Raw genomic sequence first — 19367 nt, 5'->3', positions numbered from 1 at the left:
CGCCGCCACGGCCGCAGGCGCGGGGGTCGCCGCCACGGGCGCGGGCGCAGGCGTCGCCGCCACGGGCGCGGGCGCAGGCGTGGGCGCGGTCGTGGGCTTCGCGACCACGGGCCCCGTCTTCGGCACGGCCACGGGCACGGGCCCCGTCTTCGGCACGGCCGCGGGCACGGGCCCCGTCTTCGGCGCGGCCCCCGGCGCGGTGGGCATGGCCCTCGACATCGGGCCCGCCTTGCCGGGATCGAGCGCGCCGGCCTTCGCCGGATCGGCCACGGCCGGCGCGGCCTTCGGGATCTGGAGCTTCAGCGGGAGCCCCGTCACCGACGGGCGAAGCGACCCGGTGACCGCGGGCTTCGGCGCCGGCTTCGGGAGAGGCTTGACGCCCTTGCTCGACTTCGACGAGACCGGCGCTTCGAACGGCGCGAGCTTCAGATCTCCCGTCAGTGGATCCGACGTCCACGCGTCGATGAGCCGCATCAGCTCGCGCACCGCTTCACCCGCCGACTGCCATCGCTCGGTGGCGTCGCGCTGGATGCACCGCGAGAACCACTTGTCGAAGCCCGGCGGCAGGAACTTCGCGTAGTCGCCGGCCCGATGCGTCGCCGTCGGATGCTCTTCGAGCGCGATGCAGATCATGAGATCCGCGTACGTGTCGACGCCCCAGTACTGGCCGGGTTGCACGCCGGTGAACGCCTCGTACGCGACGAGGCCGAGCGCCCACACGTCGGTCGACGCCTGCACGGTCTGCGAGATCGAGATCCCCTGCGTCGCGGCGAGGCTGCGCAACGTCGCGCCGAGCTGCTCGGGCGCGGCATACGCGGGCGATCCGATCTGCGTCGCGGTGCGTTGCTCGTGGCTCTCCAGCACCTTCGCGATGCCGAAGTCCATCACCTTGAGGAGGGTTTGCCCCTTCCGATCCCGGGCGAGGAAGAGGTTGCCTGGCTTGAGGTCGCGGTGGATGACGCCCGCGCCGTGGGCTTGATCGAGCGCGTCGGCGAGGTGTTCGAAGACCGTGTGCGCGAGCCGCGGAGCCAGGCGTGCGTGTTTCTTGAGGTAGCTCTCCAGCGTGTCGCCTTGGAGCAGCTCCATCGCGAGGTACGGGACCTTGCGCGCCTCGTCGACGCCTGCGTCGAACACGTCGACGATGTGCGGGTTTTCGCCGATCCGCGCGCCGAGCTGGGCCTCTTTGACGAAGAGGTCGACGAACTCCTTGCGGGTGACGAGGTGGGGGTGCACGAGCTTGAGCGCGCACGCCTTGCCCGTGTTCACGTGCTTGGCCTGATAGACGATGGCCATGTTGCCCTGGCCGAGCCAGGATTCGACCCGATATCTACGGGCGATCACATCGCCAGGCTGGGCCAGCGTCCCTTCCGCCATGATGGCGCGCAGTATACGTCCGAGGCACGCCCTTTCACCATGCGGAACACGGGCACGCTCTCGTCGTCCCCGACGTGCTAGCAGGGACGAGGTATGGACACGCTGCCCGACACGGCCCCGGAGCCCCCGAAGAAGAGCCCGCGAGGGCGACGGATCGTGGCTTTCGTGCTCGTCCTGTCCGCGGCGGTCGGCCTCGGTGTAGGGCTCGGCCACCGCCCGCTCGCCCGGTGGTGGATCGAGAAGGAAGCGCGGGCGCGGGGCATCGAACTCACGTTCGAGGACTTCAGCCCGAAGTGGGGCCGCGTCGTGCTCCGCGGCGCCAAGGCCAAGCTCGAAGGCGTCGCCGGCTTCGCGGCCGAATCCCCGTGGATCGCCGTGGACCTCGACGGCCTCTCCCCGACGCGGATCGACGCACGCAACGTGGAGGTCACGCTGGCGCTCCCCCTCGACGAGCGCCTCGAAGCCCTCGACGCGTGGAGCCAGGCCCACCCGGGCGCCCTCGATCTGCCGACGACCGCCAACGTCACCGTGACCTGGGGCGCGAAGGCATCGCCTTTCCTCGTGCTCGCCGGACAAGTGACGAAGGCGCGCGGCTCCGAAGGCGCGTTCGAGGGCACGGTCGTGTTCGAGGGGACGAACCTGGGCCTCCTCGGCGCGCGCTGGAACGGCAAGGATCCGGCCTCGATCTGGCTCGGCGCAAAGACGGCCGAGGCCGCGCCGCTGCGGCTCGCGCTCGACACGACCACGAAGCCGATGCGGCTCACGGCGACGCTGCCGCCGACGAAGGTCGACGATCTCACGCGCGCGCGCTCGCTCTCGGTCCCGGCGGATCTGCGTGGCGCTTTGGTGGAGGGGACGGTGGTGGTGACGCTCGGCGGTCCCGAGGCGAAGGGGATGTACGCGGGGACGGCGTCGTTCGAGGTGAAGGGCTGGGTGCCGCCGCACCCGAAGGAGCTCGACGGCATCGTCTTCGGGAGCAAGACGAAGCTCGGGGCGACGTTCGAGCTCACGCCGAACCTCACGGACGTGCGCATCACGAAGGCGACGGTCGACGCGGGCGCGTTCAAGCTGGCCGGCCCCGGCACGGTAAAACGCGAGGGCCTTTCGGCGCGGATCAAGATGACCCTCGACGGCGCGGTGCCCTGCTCGGAGCTCGGCGCGTCGGTGATCGGCGCGCACACGAACGGGCTGATTGGCGACCTCTTGAAGGGCGTGGCGCGCGTGGGGCTCGGCGGCAGCGTGAACGTGCGGGTCACGGTGGACGCGGATACGAGGAAGATCGATCGCGCGACGGTGGATCAGGCGGTCACGGTGGGATGTGGGTTGCGATGAGCTGACGTGTGCGACGCAGCCTGCTTTCGGGTAGGCTGCGCGTCGCGATGCTCCGCAAGCTGTCCGTCAAAAACTTCCGCCTGCTGCGCGACGTGACGATCGACGTCGAGCCGGGCAAGCCCATCGTGTTGATCGGCCCGAACGGATCGGGCAAGAGCAGCGTGATTCAGGTGCTCGATTTGTTGTCCAGGTGGGCGGAGGAGGGTTTTGTGGCCGGGTGTCGGGCGTTCGGCGGCGTCGAGTCGCTCGTAACGACGGGACAGGATAGTGCGACCATCGACCTGGTAACGACGACACTCTCACGTTGGAGTCATCTGGACCTACATTACAGCGCTGAACTTCCACTCGGCTTCCTGGCGAGTTTCAAGGAATGCCTCGAAAAACGAAAGAAGCCCGCTGACGAGTTCGTTACAGTTCTCGAGCGCCAGGACAGCGACCTGTGGCTAATGAACGACAAAACTAATCAAAGAGACCAGCTATCCGTCCCGGCCGCCGTCCTTTCATTCGAGAAGTTCAAACAACCGACATTTTATCCTGTACTCGACGATCTCACACGAACCATTGGCACTATTGACGTTTATGATGGTTTCTTGACGACCCCCCTCTGGACGCGTGATCTCAGGGAAGGCAAGCTCTCGCCCTTCGATAGCATGACCCTCGAGCCCGTTGCGAGAATCAGCCGCCGAGGGTTGGATCTCACCAACGCTCTCTATTACATCCAGCAGAACCATGTGGAGGTGTGGGACGAGCTGATGGATTCGTTCCGCGCCGAGTTCCCCTTCATCCAGCGCCTGGAATTTCCAGCGGACCGAGCCGGCGGCAGCGTCGCGCTCACGTTCCGGGACAAGCGGTATCCAGGCGAGCGGCTGCGTGGCAGTCAGATGTCGGAGGGGATGGCGACCTACCTCTGCTTGCTCGCCGCGATTCTTTCCCCCGAACCCGCAACCGCCCTCGCCTTCGACGAACCCGACCGCCATCTTCACCCCTCGGCGCTGCGCCGCATCGCTTACCTCCTGGAACGCGCCTCCGAGCGTACCGCCGTCTTCGTGGCGACCCACTCCGACCGCTTCCTCGATTACCTCTCGGATCCCGCAGGCAGCATCCGCATCTGTGAGCCCACAGCCGAAGGCGTGAAGCTGCGTATGCTCAACCGGGAGGCGCTCGACGAGTGGCGCACGCTGTACTCGCTGTCGGCCCTACGCGAGCGCGGACAACTCGACCCCGAAAACTCGGCGGAGATCGACCCGTGACGCGCATCCTCGTCCTCTGGGAGGACAAGTTCTTCCAGAAGCTGGACACCTGCTTGCGGCGCGCTCTTCGTACCCTGCGCGAAGCCGGCACGAGCGGCGCGGAAATCACAGCGTTCGGCGTCAACGGGCACGGCGGATTCGACCCCTTCATCCGCGCTGATTGGCCCATCGCGGCCCGCAGGGGGTTCCTCCGCAGCAGCGGCTCCATCGATCATCTCGTCTGCATCGCCGATGCCGACAAAGCCACGACGTGCTGCACCATCGAGGATCCGCCGAGAGCCCCCGCGCGCACCGACAACTGGGTGATACGCGCGAGCAATGCCTGGACGACGAAACTTCGGGCCACGGCGCCGTTCGCCCCCGATCGCATCCACGGCCATTTCCTCCGCTGGAACTCCGAATCGCTACTCATCGCCGCGCACGACGTCGAGCCCGCGCTCCACAAACTTCAGTGCCGCAACCGGGAAGCCCTCGCCGCCTTCCTCCGAAACGATTGCGACCCCACCCCCGGAAACCTCCCACCGGAGATGTTCGTGGAGCAGTTCCGCAAGCCCCAGGGGTGCCTCGAAAAAATGCTCGCGGCCGGCGGCGCGCCGCCCCATCGCAAGGGCAGCGTGCCGCGTGACGATGCGCTCGACGAAACCTCGCGCACCGCCCTCGACCGGCTCCTCGGCCGCGTGCCCGATCTCCTCTCGATCGCCCAGCTCCTTCAACGACTTGCCGACGCCGGGGCCCCCACGCGTGCTTGACGATCCGCCCTCCGCTCGTCGCCCTTCCCGCCCCGCCCCGCAACGAAACCGCGCGAGCTTCGCCCAGGCCACGCTCCGCGAGGTCGAGGCGCTCGACCCGGTCGTGCGTGATCGCATTCTCGCGCGTATGTCGCCTGCCTCCCTTGCGGAGATCCGCGGCGCCCTCTCCGTGCAATGGCTCCCGCCCGAGCCTTATTACGACTTGCTGGAGGCGGTGCGGGCGGAGCTCGGGGATCCGGACACACGCAACCTCTGCCGGCGCCTCATGAATCGTTATTTCGAGAACCCGCTCCTCCGGGCGGTCGTCGACAGCTTCCTGCGGCGGGTCGGGTTTTCGCCACAATCCTTGCTGAGGTTCGTCCCGCACGGCCGCCAGCTCGTCGCCGACAACGCAGGCCGCCTGAGCTACGAGCCCCTCGCCGAGGAACGAGGCGTGCTCCGGTTGCGAGGCTTTCCGACCACGCATTTCCGGAGCGGCACCGCGGTCGAACTCCTTTTGGGTTGCTGGGAAGCCGCGCTCGACTTTTCCGGCGTGGAGGGCCACGTCGAGGTGCAGGGGCTCGACCTGGACAAGGGCGCATGTGATTTCGTGCTGACGTGGAAGGCGCGGGGCTAAGGGTCGCCGCAGCAGGGCACTAAGCGCTCGCGCGCCGCCGCGTGCCGCGCAGGGCAGCAAAAAGACTCGCCAGCAAGAGGAGCACGCCCCCCACGGACCAAGCCGCGTAGACGCGGAGCGGGGTCAGAACGAGCGCCGTGGCATCCTCCACGCGCGTCTGCACCATGACCGCGAGCTCCGTGCGGCCGACGGCCGCGACACCGACCAGCCAGGGCCCTCCGGCCTCGCGAATCCCTCGCTGATCGAGCGGATCACGATACGCTTCGTCGAGCTCGACCCAGTCCGGCGGCGGCAGGCGGAGTTGATCGTTCCCCGCATCCCCCGCCCTCTCACGCCGCGCCGTGAGTCGGCGCAGCGCGTCACTCTCCACGACGACCCCCTCCCCATGCTCGACGCCGCCGTGCACCCATAAGATGTGCTCCTCGGGCAAGGGCTCGGAGGCCGAATCGCGGTCGCGGCGCACCGTGAGCACGGCGACGCGGTGGTCGTCGCTCAACTCGAGGGCGCCCAAACGCCGATCCGTCGCGATCTCGGCGGCGAGCAAGCCCAGCGGCCTCCCGTCCGCGCCCCGAATGGGCGCCGCAATGGCGATCTTGTATCGCTTGTCCGTCGCCGAGCGAAAGGCACGCGAGATGTAGGCGGGGCGGTCCGCGGCGAGCGACATGGCGCCGCGGAAGTAATCCCGAAACGCGAAATGGGTCACGCTGAGCTTGCTGCTTTGCTCGGAAGGGACGTACGCCTGAAGAGCGCCTCCCGCGTCGATGATGAACCAGTAAGCAAGACTGGCTTGGCGCGCGCGAATCCCCTCGCAGAGCCCCTGGAGAGCCTCCCCATCGTGGAGCGCCATCGCCGTGGTGAGCTGCGGCGCCTGCGCCTCCTTTGCAACGCTCGTCGCGTACTCGCCGAGCTGGGCCAGCACGGTCCCGGCCACGGCGCGGGCGGCATACCGGTTGGCGGCGAGCACCTCCGCGCGGCGGGCTTGCTCCTGGGCGCGGGTGCCCGCGAGGGACCAGAGCGTGAGGGTGACGAGCACGAGCGCCGCGACGCCGAGGAGAACGGCGGTGATGGGATGGCGGCGGCACCAGGCGAGCGCGCGCCTGCCGGGGCTCGGCCGGCGCACCCGGATCGGCTTGCCACGCAGATATCGCTCGAGATCGTCCGCGAGGGCCTCGGCGGAGATGTACCTCCGCGCGGGGTCCTTGTGCAGGCACGTGAGACAGACCGTCGACAGCTCTCGGCTCACGTCGCGGCGCAGCCGTTCGAGCGGCTCGGGCTCCTCCTCGTGGGTGCGGCGCATGACGTCGAGCAGCGTGGGACCGTCGAACGGACGCCGCCCCGCGAGCAACTCGTAAAGGATCACGCCCAGGCTCCAGATATCGGCCGTCGCGCTGTCGCGCAGGGGGTGACCACGGGTCGTCTGCTCGGGCGCCATGTACCCGACCGTTCCCAGGATGGTGCCGGTCATGGTGCGGGTGTTGTGGTCGAGGCGCTTGGCGATGCCGAAATCGGTGATGTACGGCTCGCCGTGATCGTCGAAGACGATATTCTCGGGCTTGAGATCTCGGTGGATGACATGCTGGCGATGGCCGGCGTGGACCGCGCGGGCCAGGGTGGCGATCAGCGTCGCGGCGCGCCGTGGATCGGTGAAGCGGGCTCGTGCCTCTTCGAGCGTCCCGCCTGGCATGTACTTCATCGTGAAATAGGGTTGTCCGTCGTGCTCGCCCACGTCGTACAGGGGCACGATGCGCGCATGGTCGAGCTTGGCTGCGTCCCTCGCCTCGCGATAAAAGCGGCGCCTCGCCTTCGCGTCGGCGAGCTCGCCGTCGCGGATCCGCTTCAGCGCGACGATGCGATCGACGCTCACCTGCCGCGCCTTGTAGACCACGCCCATGCCCCCCTCGCCGAGCCTGGCCAAAAGCTCATAAGGCCCGAACTGCACGGGCAGGCTCTCCGGGGCGTCGTCGTCCCCCGTCACCAGATCGAGGTCGAGCAGGCAGTGCGGGCACAACCCCTCGGGCGCGCGCGGGCCGATGGCCCCGTGACGAGGGCATCCAGCGGGGACAGGCTCGGTCGGGTCGGTCGCAGTGCTCATCTCGTCATGTCCTGAGGCCGTGGCGGCCCCACGTTACGAGCCGGCGAGGCAAAAACGTGCTCACCCTGCGAGCGCGACGAGGAGGTATCCGATCTCGTCCTCCACCACGCGTTTTGCGTCGGCCGCGTCGGCCGGCACGTCCACGAGGCTCTCCACCTCCGCGAGCAGCATCTTTTTGTAGACCCCGCGCAGGTCGAAGGCCGCCTTGCGCACGTCTCCCTCGCTCCGGCCGAGGCGCGCGGCGACCTCCTCGTAGCGGTCCCGAGACGCGCTCGCGGTCAGCGTCCCCTTGAGCGCATCGAAGAGCGCGCTCTTCCCAGCGGCGGCGTACTTCTCGCGGACCTGGTCGAGCACGCGATGAAGCAGGTTCTCGGCGAAGGCGCGGTCGTACAGGCGCTCCGGCGTGACGTCGTGCGAAGGCTCGGCCTGATAACGTCCCTCTGCGTGCTCTGCGTCGAGGCTTTCGAAGTGGACGTTCCCGCCCGCGGCCGCGCTGCGGGCGTGCGCGTATTCGTCCTGGAGATGGTGCTTGACGCACCCGAGCAGCCAGGAGCGGAACTTCGTGCCGCGCGCGCGATCGACGGACGCGAGCGTGTTTTTCTCGATCAAACGAGCAAAAAAGCCCTGGGTTTGGTCGCTCGCTTCTTCGGCCGAGGCGCCGCGGCGCCGGATGAATGCGTACACGGGGAACCAGTACGCGTCACAGAGAACCGCGAGCGCCTTGCGCCCTTCCGGGGTGTCGTCCCGCGCGTTGAGGACGCCGGTCCACGAGGTCTTTGGAAAATTTTCCTTGGGCATGAGAGAGGTACGTCATCCTACAGGACTAGGGACGATACGGATAGGGGTGGAAAAAGGGACGCGCGTGGGGCGCGCGTCCCTGGAGGGGGAGAGCGGGGCTCGTGGTCAGAGGCAGTTTGCCTGCTTCATCCAGTAACCGACGGTGCCCTGATCCTCCGCGACGCCCGAGGGCCCCATGAAGAAGACGTGCTTCACCGGATAGGTGCTGCTGGACGATGCGACGGCCTGGTGGGGGGCGCTCGCGCTCGCCCACGCGGCGCCCAGATAGCTGTTGGTCCCCGGATAGTAGCGATACATGTACGGCGGCGAGGGGAGCAGGACGCCCGGCGCCGGCGGCGAGAAGAGGTTCGAATACGCGCTCTCCGCCCAGTTGAACACGCAGGAGATCTGCGCGTTCGTCGGAGCCGGCGCGGGGCGGGCGGCGATCTGCTGCATGATCCACCCGTGGAGCAGATCGACCCGCGCGAGGAGCCCGATTTGCTTTCCGTTGCCCAGCGTCGCAACGGCGGAGTTGACGGCGATGATTCGGTGCGTGTCCTTGATGAAGACCGGTCCGCCGGAGTCGCCCTTCTCGAGCACGTTGCTGGCCCAGTAGTCGAACGCGAAGGTGCCGGAATAGGGTGGCGGTGCGCCGATCATGGTCCCGTCGTTGAGATCGTACACATCCGCCCCCCAAAGCGTCGAAGTCGGGCCGTTGTGAATGCGGCCCACGTTCGTCACCGGCGTGTTCGCAAGAACCGCCGTTTGCTCGATCGTCGGGTACCACATGAGCCAGATGGGCTTGCTCAGGAACAGCAGCGCGACGTCGTGTTGCGCGGGATTTTTCGAGCTGCCGGATGTCCAATCGTAGACCGCGCTGCCCGTCGTCGTGCGCGATTCCGCCCCAACCTTCACGGTCAACGTCGTCGACCCCAGGACACAGTGGCCCGCGGTAAGGACGACCATGGGCGCGATGAGCGTGCCGCTGCAAAGGGGACTCGTCCCAACATCGATCGTCGCAGCCTCGGGGTACTTCTCGGTGACACTCGTCCCATTGAGGATCGCATCGCTGCTCGACGACGTGTCCTCCTCGAACATGTTCTCCTCCGGCTCCGTGGCCACCACGCAGCCAGCGAGCGTCACCGTTCCGGCGGTGAGGAGGACGATGAGGGCCGTTCGCAAGGAAATACGGGTCGTATTCATGTTCGTTGTCTCCAGGGCCGAGCGGCGCGAGGGGGGGGTTTCCGGAGGGTTCAACCGCGGCGCGGGAACCCAGCTCGGTCGGTTGCGTCGCTTGGCTTGATTTCTCCTTGGGCCCGCCGCCTACCACCGTTACGAAAAAAAAACTTTTCGTGACGCGACACGCGAACCCGACAACGAGGACAGGAGCGGTTGCGCCGGACTCCCGAGGGGGGCGAAACGTTTCTACCCCCGCAGGTCATCATCGACCGAAGGGGGGCGAAACGTTTCTACCCCCTCCGTCCACGGTCTCCAGCGTTCCACCTCACACGTCCCCCCATCCCGCATCTTTTCTGTCACCTCCCCCCGCCCGCCCCGTAGAGCATGGGCGAGCACCTCATGCGCCTCTTCCCCTGGCCCTGGGCGGACCCCGACGATCGCCATCGCGCTCTCCTCGCGCGTGCCCAAGCGGGCGACCGCGAGGCGTTCCGGGCCCTCTACCAGGACCTCTACGACCCGGTCAGCCGCTTCGTCGGCCGGCGCGTCCGCAGACGCGAGGACGCCGAGGACCTCGTCGGCCGCGTCTTTCACAAGCTGCTCGAACACCTCGGCGACGTCGATCTCCGCCGCGGCTCCGTGCGCATGTACGTCCTCTCGATGGCCAGGAACGCCGTCATCGATCATGCCCGCGCCCGCCGCGAGGGCACACCGATCGACGACGTCGCGCCGATCCTCGCCGACGATCGAGGCACGCCCCTCGACTCGCTCGTGCAGAAAGAGCGCGTCCGCGCCCTCCGCGCCGCCGTCGCGGCCTTGCCCGATCACGTGCAGGAGCTGCTCGCGCTTCGGTACGGCGACGGCCTCGAACACGCCGAGATCGCGGCGCTGCTCGGAGAGTCCACGGCCGCCGTCAAGCAGCGGCTCTCGCGCGCCCAGCGGTCGCTCCGCGAAGTGCTCCAGGAAGGTGAGGTGGTCGATGTTCGGTTCTGATCGCGAAAAAGAGCTCGAGAAGGTCTTCGAGCCCCCGAGCGCGCCTCGTCCGGAGCACCGCGCCGCGCTCGAAGCGTCGCTCCTCGCCCAGTTCGATTCGATGACCCCGGAACAAAGGAGGAAACCCATGCAGAAAAAACACGTGTTGCGGAAGGTAGCGTTTGGCGCGGCGATCGCCGCGGTGATTGGCCTCGCGGCCTGCGCGGCTCCCGTGGAGGTCGACGTCGAGGTCGGCCGGAGCCTCACGGTCACGTATGCAGAGACCGAGGCGAGCCCCAAGCCGCCCGAGGTCATGAAGGCTTTGGAAGGCTCGGTGAAGCTCGACCAAGTGAAGGTCCGCGGCCGCCACGTGAACGGCGACGTCACCTTGCAGATCGAGGCGTGGGGCGAGGACCTCGGCGACACGTCGCTCGCCGACAAGCTGCGCGAGGCCATGCCCGCCCTCGCCTCGGCGAAGATCACGGAGAAGCCGCTCTCCGGCAAGCTCGAGAGCACGCTCGGCCGGAAGATCGGCCACGACCTCTTCAACCTCGACATCACCGACGACCAGGACGTCGAGGTGGTGCGGCAGAAGATCCTCGCGCAGCTCGCCGCGCAGGGCGTCGAGGGGCAGGTCAACGTCAAGGTGGAAGGGGACGGAAAAGGCGAGCGGCGCGTGAACATCGAGGTCCGGCGGGAGGAAGAGGACGGCCCCCCCGAGGAGGTGGAGGAGAAAAAGGCCACGCCCTGAGTCCATCGTCCGCAAGGCCCGCATCGAAAGAGCCGGCGCGCCGTGTTATGACGGCCCTATCATGACGAAGGGCCGCGAGCAGAATGCCGCCGGGAACGAACACGAAGGCAAAGGCGTGGAGTCGCGATCCACGGCCGCAGGGACGGGTCCGTCTTCGGCCTCCCCCCGCGCGCCGAGCCACGCCGAACGCGCGCGCACGCTCGCCCGCGCCGCCCGATTCGGCTCCCTCGCCACGATGGCGCGTGATCCGGAGGGGTTCCCTTATGCCTCGCTCGTGGCGCTCGCCACGGATGCGCGCGGCCGCGCCGTCCTTTTGCTCTCCCGCCTCGCCGAGCACACGCAAAACCTGCTCGCCCGCCCCGAGGCCTCCGTCCTCCTCCTCGAATCCCCCATCGTCGGGGAAAAACTCCTCGAACACGGCCGCGTCACGCTCATCGGCGCGTGCACGGCCGTCCCGCCGGAGGAGGCGCCCGAATGCCGCGCGCTCTTCCTCGCCGCGCACCCGGACGCCGCGACGTACGCCGATTTCTCGGATTTTTCGTATTACCGCATCGAGCCGCGCTCCTTGCGTTATGTCGGTGGCTTCGGCCGCATGTCCTGGGTCGACGCCGCCGCGTACGCCCGCGCCGAGCCCGATCCGCTCGCCGCCTTCGCGCCCCGCATCCTCGAGCACATGAACGACGACCACGCCGCGTCGATCCTCGCCTATGCGCGCAAGCTCGCCGGCATCGGCGACGCCACGGACGCGCAGATGACCGGCGTGGATCGGTATGGCATCGAAATGGCCGTCACGACCCCCTCGGGCGAGCGGCGCGTGCGGCTCGCCTTCGACGCGGAGATCGTGACCCGCGAGGAGGCGCGCAAGGCGCTCATCGAGATGGCGGGGCGGGCGGAGGAGGGGTAAGAGCTCTTTACCCCGCATCGTCCGGCTGCTATTTCCGCCCCTGCCATGTCGGACGAAACCAAGCTCCCTTCGGGCCGCCTCGGCCGCCTCGTCCGCCTCGCCGAGATCGGCGCGCGCACCGGGACGAGCCTGCTCCTCCGCCGCGAAGGCGACGACGCGGCCGCCAAGCGCGCGGCCGAGGTCCTCGGCAACCTGCGCGGCGTCGCCGCCAAGGTCGGCCAGATGGCCGGCTACATCGACGGCCTCGTCCCCGAGGAGCACCGCGACGCCTACCAGCGCTCGATGAAGACCCTGCTCGCCGCCGCGCCCCGCTCCTCGCCCGAGGCCATTCGCCGCGTCGTCGAGGAAGAGCTCGGCGCCCCGCTCGATCGCCTCTACGCCGAATGGGACGACCAGGCCGTCGCGAGCGCCTCGATCGGCCAGGTGCACCACGCCCGCACCCTCGAAGGCGAAGAGGTCGCGGTCAAGGTCCAGCACCCCGGCGTGGCCGAGGCCGTCGAGGCGGACCTGAAGAATGCGGGCCTGCTCGAAGGCGCCCTCTCGATGATGGGCACGCGCAAGGTAGGCTCCGCGAAAATGCTCGAGGAGGTCCGCACCCGCTTCCGCGAGGAGCTCGATTACACCATCGAGGCCCGCAACCAGATCGAGTTCGCCCGCATCTTCGAAGGCGACCCGAAGATCCTGGTTCCCGCGGTCGACCACGATCGTTCGTCGCGCCGCGTGCTCACGAGCCAGTTCGTCCGCGGCCGGAGCCTCGACGAAGCGAGCGCCCTGCCCGAGCGGGATCGCGTCGCGCTTTGCCGCACGCTCTGGCGCTTCGTCTACAAGGGCACGCTCCTCGGCGACATGTTCAACGCCGACCCGCACCCGGGCAATTACTTCTTCCAGGACGACGGCCGCGTGGCGTTCCTCGATTTCGGCTGCGTGCAGCCCATCTACGAGAAACGACGCGGCGTCGCGCACAAGCTCCACCGCGCGGCGATCGATCGCGACGAGGCGACGTTCACCGAGGCCGCGAAGATCATGCTGGAGACCCGCGGCGGCGACCACGAAAAGCGCGTGCTCTCGTACATCCGCCGCGCGTTCGAGCCCCAGTTCTCCTCGCCGTTTCGCATCACGCGCGAGTATGTGGCGAGCCTCGTCCACCACATGCGGGAGGCGGGCAAGGAGACGCTCAAGACCGGGGACCCCTCCTTCGTGCCCATGCCCGAGGGCATGCTCTTCATGAACCGCCTCCAGTTCGGGTTCTATTCGGTCCTCGCCCGCTTCGACGTCGAGGTCGATTACGCGGAGGAGGAGCGGTCGTTCATGGCGTAGATCCGCCTCGAACGGCCCTGATCCCTGGTGACGCACGCCCGTGCGTCGTGCTCTCATCGGTTTCCCGGAACCCCGGAGGAGAGCACGCCATGGCCACCAAACGCACACCGAGCACCACGAAAAAGAGCGCGCGCAAAGCGTCTCCGAGCGCCGCGTCGACCCGCACCACCTCGGCCCCGCGGACGAGCGCCGCCCGCGCCCCCGCCCCGGCCGCCAAACGCAGCCGCGCCGCTTCCTCCTCCGGCCGCACCACGACGGCCGCCGCCGCGCCCGCTGCCGCTGCCGCCGCCGCTCCCGCTCCCGCTCCCGCCGCCGCGGACGCGAACCGGACGTACCTCGAGCTCTCCGAGGACGGCGGGGGTTCGCACAAGTTTTACGAGGTGCTGATCGACGGGACGAAGGTCTCCATCCGATATGGCCGGATCGGCGACGGCGGGCAGAAGCAGGAGCAGAAGTTCCGCACGGCGGCCGAGGCGACCGCGTTCGCGCAGAAGAAGATCAACGAGAAAAAGAAGAAGGGCTACGCGGCGGCCGTGATGGGCGAGCGGCAAAAGCGCGCCGTCACGCGCCGGACCATCATGAGCAAGCCCTCGCCCTCGACGGCGAAGCGCGCGCCCGTCCTGTGGAAGTTCAACTCGGGCGCGGCCGCGCTCGGCATCTACATCGACACGAAGCTCTTCTGGGTCGGCAACCAGCGCGGCGCCGTGTTCGCCGTGACGGCCGACGGCACGATCGAGCAGCAATACAAGCTCCCCGACGGCGTGAAATGCATCATCGCCGACGACGACTGGCGTTATGCCGGCTGCGACGACGGCAACGTCTACGACCTCGGCGGCCACGTCCCGCGCCTCGCGTACGAGGTCGAGGAGAACGTCGACATCTTCTGGATCGACATCTACCGCGGCAAGCTCTGCGTCTCCGACGCCGACGGCAACCTCGCGATCTTCGATCACGAGAACGAGACGAACTGGCGCAAGAAGAGCAAGGGGTCGAGCGGCTGGATGGTGCGCGCCGACGAGAACGGCGTCTACCACGGCCATTCCGCGGGCGTGACGAAGTACGCCTGGAAGGACGGAAAATCGGTCTGGGAGGCGAAGACGGGCGGCTCGGTGCTCTTCGGCTGGCAGGAGGCCTCGGACGTCTACGCCGGCACGACCGACGACAAGGTCTACGTCTTCACGAAGGGCGGCAAGCCCGGCGTGGTCTGCGATTGCGACGACACGGTCTATTCCTGCGCGGCTTCGCCCGGCGGCAAGTACATCTTCGGCGGCGACTCGAGCTCCACGATTTATTGCTTCGACGCGACCGGCAAGCGCCTGTGGAAGCTCGCGACCGGGTGCGGCTCGGCGTACTCGATGCAATACCGCGACGAGCGGCTCTACATCGTCACGACCGACGGCTCGCTCGCCTGCATCGACGCGAGCGAGGAGGCGATCCAGAAGGCGCAGGCGGGCGAGGTGCCCACGCCGCGCGACATCAAGGCCCCGGCGAAGGTCGAGGAGATCCCCTCGACGCAGCTCGAGACCACGCGCGACACGTCGAAGGGCGTGATCGTCGAATGCGTGAAGCAAGCCGGCAAGCTCCGCGTGCGGGTCGTCTCGCCGGGCTTCAAGTCGTCGTACAATTGCCAGTTCCCGCGCAACATTCGCGTCGAGGGCGCCAAGTACGTCGTCGACGAGGTGCGCGAAGTCGCGGGCGGCGGGTTTTACCGCGTGCTCGGCGAGATTCGCCGGCTCGCGCAGTAAAACGAAGCGCCTCGTTCCCGTCCCCTTCCCGTCCCCTTCCTAATCCCGCGCGGGAGCAGTTTTGTGGCCTGGCGAGATCCGCCCCCGGCGGCTATCCTCGGCCCCATGCGACCTTCTCTTGTGTTCTCTTCGGCATTTCTTGCAGCAACCCTCGCGCTTTTCGGGGCCCCCGCCTGTGGGGGCGACGGCGGCGATACCGGCAATGGGGGCGCCGGCGCGTCCGGTGGCACCGGCGGGACCGGCGGCGCGGGCGGCGGAGGGACCTGCTCCGCCGCCGGCAAATGGGAAATCACGTACGAAAAAGACATGGCCGGCTGCGTCCCCGCGGGGGATCTCTTGACGATCACGCCCAACGCGTCCGACGTCTCGATCAGCGTCACGTTCGAGGGCGACGACACGATGCCCATGCATACGTGCAACCCGATGCCCCCCGAGCCCGCCTCGTATACGGCGACCGGATCCGTCTCGGCGGACGGATGCACGCTCACCGCCGAAAGCGACACGTCGTATTGCTTCTCCGGCGAGGATCAATGCGAGAAGCGCGAACTCACGCTGCAATTCGCGGGCGACGATGCCATGGGCACGCTCGTGTACTCGAAGTGTGGGTGCCCGACGCCCGGCTCCGGCCCGATCACGGTGAAGGCCACGGCGAAGCGCGTGCCCTGACCCGCCTCAAGCCAAGAGCAACGCCTCCAGGCGATTGCCCGCCGCGCGACGCTCCAGCACCTCGAACACCTTCTCCGCGATGACGCCGCCCGCTTCGAGCGGCGGCAGCCCGCCGGCATAGATGTTCGAGATCACCGTCACCTCGAAACGAACCTCGGGATTGCCGCTGAAGGCGACGGCTCTCCGTCTCGTTTCGTCCTCCCGCAGGCAATACACCAGATAAGCCGAGAGGCTACGCGACGCGAGGGCGTCGCCGCCGGGGCGCTCGCCGATCAGGCAGATCACGAGCTCGCATTGGACGAGCTCGGCGACGTCCTCGGCGAGCTTCACCCGCCCGTTCGGGGCCAGGATCGGTTTGCCCATGGGGATGCCGCGGGCGTTCAAGCCGTCGAGGAGGACGGGGAGCAGGTCGCCGGCATTGTGGTGGACGGCCTCGGCGCTCAGGCCGTCGGAGACGAGGATCTGCACCTTCCGGTGCTCCGGGACGAGCGCGGCGCGGTCTGCGGCGGCGACCCGCGCGCCGAGGTGCGGCGAATGGAGGTGCGCTTCCTTGGAAGGCGCTTCCGTGGCGATCACGCGAAAATCGACGACCTCTCGCAGCTCGCCCACGCGCAGCTCGCTCTGCGTCGCCTCCCGGCCCACGGCCTGATGCAGGCGAACGCGGCGGCTGACCTCGTCGGCCGGCCGCGGCCCGGCATTCTCGAAGCCATGCAGGGCCGGCGTGGTCGCGACGAGCCCCTGGAGCTCCGCGTCCGACGAAAGAAACAGCCGAGGATTTCCCCAGCTCGGCCCGCGGGCGAGGCTGCCGTCTTCTTCTTTGCGGAAGATCCCCCGCTCGATCGCCCACGCCTCGTACTCCGGCGTCACGCGCTTGCCGTAGAGCTCGCGCAAGGTCTGGTCGTCGTGGCCGCTGGTATCGAAATAGGCGAGCATTCGATCGGTGTTGAGCGCGACATCCATGTAATAATTCGCGCCCGCCGCCGTGAGCATCTGCGTGGCCATCTGCTGGCCTTCGAGCGTGATGTGCGAGTGGAGCGTGAAGCACGGCGCCATGCCCATGGGCAAACCGAGGAGCTTGCCCATGAAATGGTCCTGGAGGTTCGACACGATCATCTCGAAATTGTCGAGGTGCGTCTCCGGCCCGATGAAGCCGGTGACGTTGTTCACCATGAAAGGATCGTACCGGCGCGCGAGGCCATAACAGAGGGCCTCCGTCGTCGTCATGTCGATGCCATGGTGCTTGCCGTAGGTGAACTCGCTCCCCTGGCCGGTCTCGAAATACATGAACTGCCGCGCGTCCGGTCCGAGAGGCCCCTTTTCGCGCATGGTGCGATAGCCGTGATCGAGCAGCTCCACGGTCACGTCGAACTCGGACGTGAGCGTCTTCTCCGTGCCGGCCAAGCTCTGAAAGAGGATTTCGACGGGCGCGCCTCGTTCGAGGCAAGCGAGCTGGGTTTTGATATGGCTGAGGACGCAGATCTGCGTGGGGACGCCGGTCTTCTGGCGAAGTTTGTCGAGGTGGCGCAGGAGCCCGGACACGTTCTCGACGGTGTCGATGGCGGGGTTGATGCCGAGCAGCGCGTCCCCTGCGCCGACCGAGAGTCCCCAATACAAAAGCAGCGAGATCCCGCGCAGGTCGTCCGTCGGATGGTTGGGCTGCAAGCGCGAGGACAAGGTCCCGGGCAACCCCAGGTTCGTCCGCGCCTTCGTGGGCCGCGAGATGCGCCTGGCCAGGAAGATGAGCTCGTGCACGTCGCATATCTTCGCCAGCGCGGCCGCCATCACGCCCGTCAACGCCTTGCCCACGCGCGCGCTCTCCACGCCCGGCGAGCGGAGGAGATGGTTCTTCAGCCCGCCCACGGTCATCGATTCGATCTCGGCGAAGACGGCGTGATCGATCGCGTAATTGACCCGCATGACGGAATCGACGTTCCCGTCGTCGTCGGTGAGCGGGTGGTCATACAGGTGCCGCAGCGTCAACGAAGACAGGATCGTCCGGGCGGCCTCGCGGTGCCGGGCGCTCTTCGCCGCGAGCCCCGCATTGCGGTCGCCCGCCTTGGTCTCGTCGGCAGCGCCGAGGAGGGCTTTCAGGCCGAGGAACGAAATCTCTTCGTCGAGGACGGTCGCCCGATACCGCTCCGGCGGCCCGGGCGGGGGAACGACGATGTCCGACCCTGGCACGAGCGCCTGCGTAACCTTCTCCATCGCTTCCTCGCTTCTCAATCTTGCCCGTAATACCACACAGGAACGACGTGGTCCTTCATGCGCCCGATCTGCGCGAAGCGGGCGTCCTTGACGGCGACCTCGTCGATGACGACGAGCTTGACGGGGCTCTTGCCCCAATCGCTGACATAGTGGCCGACGGTCTTGCCCACGTTTTCGGCCACGAACAGAACCAAGGTCTGTTCGGGCCGCAGCGGATGCGCCCTCAATACGTCGCCGAGCAAGGCGCCGAGCCGGCGAAGGGCAGCGAGCGAGGGCCCAGCCCCTTCGATCCGCAAGCATCCGCCGGCCTGGCTCTCGCGCACGAGACGAAGGAGCGTCTCCACGCGGCCGGCATCGGCGTCGCTTCCCAGGCGGCCGAGAATGGGCAGATCACGCAGGGGCAGGACGTCCGGCGACGAGAGGAAGACGGTCGCGCCGGAGATGTCCATGCTGTGCCGCATCATTCCGAAGACCGTCGCGCGGCCGAAATGGTCGGGGACCCACGCCGAAAGGTCACGCGCGAGGACGTCGGACGAGAGGATTCGCTGGGCAAGGTCAATGCCGAGATCCCCGAACAACGTGGTCGAGGGCCACGGCGCGCCTCGAAGTTTGTCGTACACGAGCGCGCCCACGCCGCCGGAGAGCGTGACGATGCGGGGGACGTGCGGCGCGGGGGGTTCGAGCGCGATGTCCGTGTGCAGATGCAGGCGCGCGGCGTCCGTCGTGAACGCCTCGGCGTGCCCGGTGACCGCGGCTTCGAGAAGCTCGACGTAAAACGAGAGCACCACGTCGACGTCGCCCGGGGAGAGCTCGTCCCCGGGCCCCCGGGCCATGCCCAGGTGATCGAGGAGCGCCCGGGCATACCTTGATACGGAGGTGATGCGATAGGTCCCGGGCTCGACCTGCACATGCCTCGCCCCCACGAACAAACACCCCGTGCGGCGGACATCGCCATCGATCCCGAGCGCGAGGTTCGTCGTCCCGCCGCCCATGTCGAGGTTGAGGATTTCGACCTCCGGATGGCGTCGCGAGAGCCTCGCCGCGCTCCCGAGGAACGCCATCCACGATTCGAGGTTCGCGTCGCCCGTCGCCACGAGAATGGCATCGCCGAGACGCGTCCGCAGGAGCGACGCGAGCGCCGCCGCGTTCTCCCGCTGGGCCGCGAGCCCCGTGATGAGCGCGCCGCCGCCGAAGATCGCCTTCCCTTCGAGCCCCCCGCCTGCGAGCCACCCGTCGAGCAGCGCCGCGACCGCGGCCTCGTCGATACGTCCCTCGCGGAGGGGCGTGAAGACCGGGACGGAGCGAACGTCCTCGGTGAGCCGGCTCAGCTCCATGCGGCCGGTGACGCAATTGCGGACCATCGTGGCGGACGCGACCATCGCGCTGCAGGTCGTACTGCCGAAATCGAGACCGAGCAGGCTGACGGTACCGCTCACCCGGG

Annotated in this window: 16 protein-coding genes; 10 read left to right on the top strand and 6 right to left on the bottom strand. The window is 68.0% G+C overall.

Annotated elements, in window-relative coordinates; all coding sequences use genetic code 11:
• A partial coding sequence (locus tag E8A74_RS40110; protein WP_136934398.1) for a serine/threonine protein kinase occupies positions 1–1374 on the bottom strand: 1374 nt, incomplete at its 3' end.
• 93 nt (positions 1375–1467) lie between these two features.
• Here E8A74_RS40110 and E8A74_RS40105 point away from each other — a divergent pair.
• Genes E8A74_RS40105 through E8A74_RS40090 form a run of 4 tightly spaced genes read left to right on the top strand, consistent with a single transcriptional unit; the run spans position 1468 to position 5321 of the window.
• The gene (locus tag E8A74_RS40105) at positions 1468–2706 is read left to right on the top strand and encodes a hypothetical protein (protein WP_136934397.1); all 1239 of its coding nucleotides are present in this window, start codon (positions 1468–1470) and stop codon (positions 2704–2706) included.
• Between the two features lie 47 nt (positions 2707–2753).
• A complete protein-coding gene (locus tag E8A74_RS40100) occupies positions 2754–3956 on the top strand; it encodes an AAA family ATPase (protein ID WP_136934396.1) in 1203 nt (400 codons plus the stop codon).
• Positions 3953–4705: a hypothetical protein gene (locus tag E8A74_RS40095; protein WP_136934395.1), complete on the top strand. Its 753-nt coding sequence runs from the start codon at positions 3953–3955 to the stop codon at positions 4703–4705. The genes E8A74_RS40100 and E8A74_RS40095 overlap by 4 nt, the downstream gene beginning before the upstream one ends.
• Positions 4698–5321: a hypothetical protein gene (locus E8A74_RS40090; protein ID WP_136934394.1), complete on the top strand. Its 624-nt coding sequence runs from the start codon at positions 4698–4700 to the stop codon at positions 5319–5321. Before E8A74_RS40095 ends, E8A74_RS40090 begins: the two co-directional genes overlap by 8 nt.
• Positions 5322–5340: 19 nt before the next feature.
• Here the strand turns inward: E8A74_RS40090 and E8A74_RS40085 are convergent, their stop codons facing one another.
• From E8A74_RS40085 to E8A74_RS40075, 3 genes are all read right to left on the bottom strand, one after another.
• Positions 5341–7413 (bottom strand): serine/threonine protein kinase, encoded by a 2073-nt coding sequence (locus tag E8A74_RS40085; RefSeq protein ID WP_136934393.1) that lies wholly within the window; start codon positions 7411–7413, stop codon positions 5341–5343.
• Positions 7414–7473: 60 nt separating this feature from the next.
• Positions 7474–8211, bottom strand: coding sequence for an RNA polymerase sigma factor (locus E8A74_RS40080; RefSeq protein WP_136934392.1), 738 nt, complete (start codon positions 8209–8211; stop codon positions 7474–7476).
• A gap of 105 nt (positions 8212–8316) precedes the next feature.
• Positions 8317–9393, bottom strand: coding sequence for a trypsin-like serine protease (locus tag E8A74_RS40075; RefSeq protein WP_136934391.1), 1077 nt, complete (start codon positions 9391–9393; stop codon positions 8317–8319).
• Positions 9394–9768: 375 nt separating this feature from the next.
• Between E8A74_RS40075 and E8A74_RS40070 the strand changes: the two genes are divergently transcribed.
• From E8A74_RS40070 to E8A74_RS40045, 6 genes are all read left to right on the top strand, one after another.
• Complete coding sequence (locus tag E8A74_RS40070; RefSeq protein ID WP_170229728.1) at positions 9769–10359, top strand: RNA polymerase sigma factor; 591 nt, start codon at positions 9769–9771, stop codon at positions 10357–10359.
• A complete protein-coding gene (locus tag E8A74_RS40065; protein ID WP_136934389.1) occupies positions 10346–11089 on the top strand; it encodes a hypothetical protein in 744 nt (247 codons plus the stop codon). The genes E8A74_RS40070 and E8A74_RS40065 overlap by 14 nt, the downstream gene beginning before the upstream one ends.
• Positions 11090–11150: 61 nt before the next feature.
• Positions 11151–11993: a HugZ family pyridoxamine 5'-phosphate oxidase gene (locus E8A74_RS40060; protein ID WP_136934388.1), complete on the top strand. Its 843-nt coding sequence runs from the start codon at positions 11151–11153 to the stop codon at positions 11991–11993.
• A gap of 45 nt (positions 11994–12038) precedes the next feature.
• Positions 12039–13310 (top strand): ABC1 kinase family protein, encoded by a 1272-nt coding sequence (locus tag E8A74_RS40055; RefSeq protein WP_136934387.1) that lies wholly within the window; start codon positions 12039–12041, stop codon positions 13308–13310.
• Positions 13311–13399: 89 nt separating this feature from the next.
• Complete coding sequence (locus E8A74_RS40050; RefSeq protein WP_211365564.1) at positions 13400–15055, top strand: WGR domain-containing protein; 1656 nt, start codon at positions 13400–13402, stop codon at positions 15053–15055.
• A gap of 105 nt (positions 15056–15160) precedes the next feature.
• Positions 15161–15721 (top strand): hypothetical protein, encoded by a 561-nt coding sequence (locus tag E8A74_RS40045; RefSeq protein WP_136934386.1) that lies wholly within the window; start codon positions 15161–15163, stop codon positions 15719–15721.
• A 6-nt stretch (positions 15722–15727) separates the two neighbouring features.
• Here E8A74_RS40045 and eutB read toward each other — a convergent pair whose 3' ends face one another.
• Positions 15728–17926, bottom strand: a complete 2199-nt coding sequence (eutB, locus tag E8A74_RS40040; RefSeq protein WP_136934385.1) for an ethanolamine ammonia-lyase subunit EutB — start codon at positions 17924–17926, stop codon at positions 15728–15730.
• Between the two features lie 14 nt (positions 17927–17940).
• Positions 17941–19362, bottom strand: a complete 1422-nt coding sequence (locus tag E8A74_RS40035) for an ethanolamine ammonia-lyase reactivating factor EutA (protein WP_136934384.1) — start codon at positions 19360–19362, stop codon at positions 17941–17943.
• Positions 19363–19367 lie beyond the last annotated feature (5 nt).

Source organism: Polyangium fumosum (genome assembly GCF_005144585.1).
GTDB lineage: Bacteria > Myxococcota_A > Polyangia > Polyangiales > Polyangiaceae > Polyangium > Polyangium fumosum.
Note: the sequence above shows the minus strand (reverse complement) of the source record. Positions and strands in the feature narration are given on the sequence as shown.

Bases quoted from the DNA above. Each gene is read 5' to 3' on its own strand.
- E8A74_RS40085 (WP_136934393.1), bottom strand. From the start codon at position 7,413: ATGAGCACTGCGACCGACCCGACCGAGCCTGTCCCCGCTGGATGCCCT.
- E8A74_RS40050 (WP_211365564.1), top strand. From the start codon at position 13,400: ATGGCCACCAAACGCACACCGAGCACCACGAAAAAGAGCGCGCGCAAA.
- E8A74_RS40065 (WP_136934389.1), top strand. From the start codon at position 10,346: ATGTTCGGTTCTGATCGCGAAAAAGAGCTCGAGAAGGTCTTCGAGCCC.
- E8A74_RS40100 (WP_136934396.1), top strand. From the start codon at position 2,754: ATGCTCCGCAAGCTGTCCGTCAAAAACTTCCGCCTGCTGCGCGACGTG.
- E8A74_RS40060 (WP_136934388.1), top strand. From the start codon at position 11,151: ATGACGAAGGGCCGCGAGCAGAATGCCGCCGGGAACGAACACGAAGGC.
- E8A74_RS40105 (WP_136934397.1), top strand. From the start codon at position 1,468: ATGGACACGCTGCCCGACACGGCCCCGGAGCCCCCGAAGAAGAGCCCG.
- E8A74_RS40070 (WP_170229728.1), top strand. From the start codon at position 9,769: ATGCGCCTCTTCCCCTGGCCCTGGGCGGACCCCGACGATCGCCATCGC.
- eutB (WP_136934385.1), bottom strand. From the start codon at position 17,926: ATGGAGAAGGTTACGCAGGCGCTCGTGCCAGGGTCGGACATCGTCGTT.
- E8A74_RS40080 (WP_136934392.1), bottom strand. From the start codon at position 8,211: ATGCCCAAGGAAAATTTTCCAAAGACCTCGTGGACCGGCGTCCTCAAC.
- E8A74_RS40075 (WP_136934391.1), bottom strand. From the start codon at position 9,393: ATGAATACGACCCGTATTTCCTTGCGAACGGCCCTCATCGTCCTCCTC.
- E8A74_RS40055 (WP_136934387.1), top strand. From the start codon at position 12,039: ATGTCGGACGAAACCAAGCTCCCTTCGGGCCGCCTCGGCCGCCTCGTC.
- E8A74_RS40045 (WP_136934386.1), top strand. From the start codon at position 15,161: ATGCGACCTTCTCTTGTGTTCTCTTCGGCATTTCTTGCAGCAACCCTC.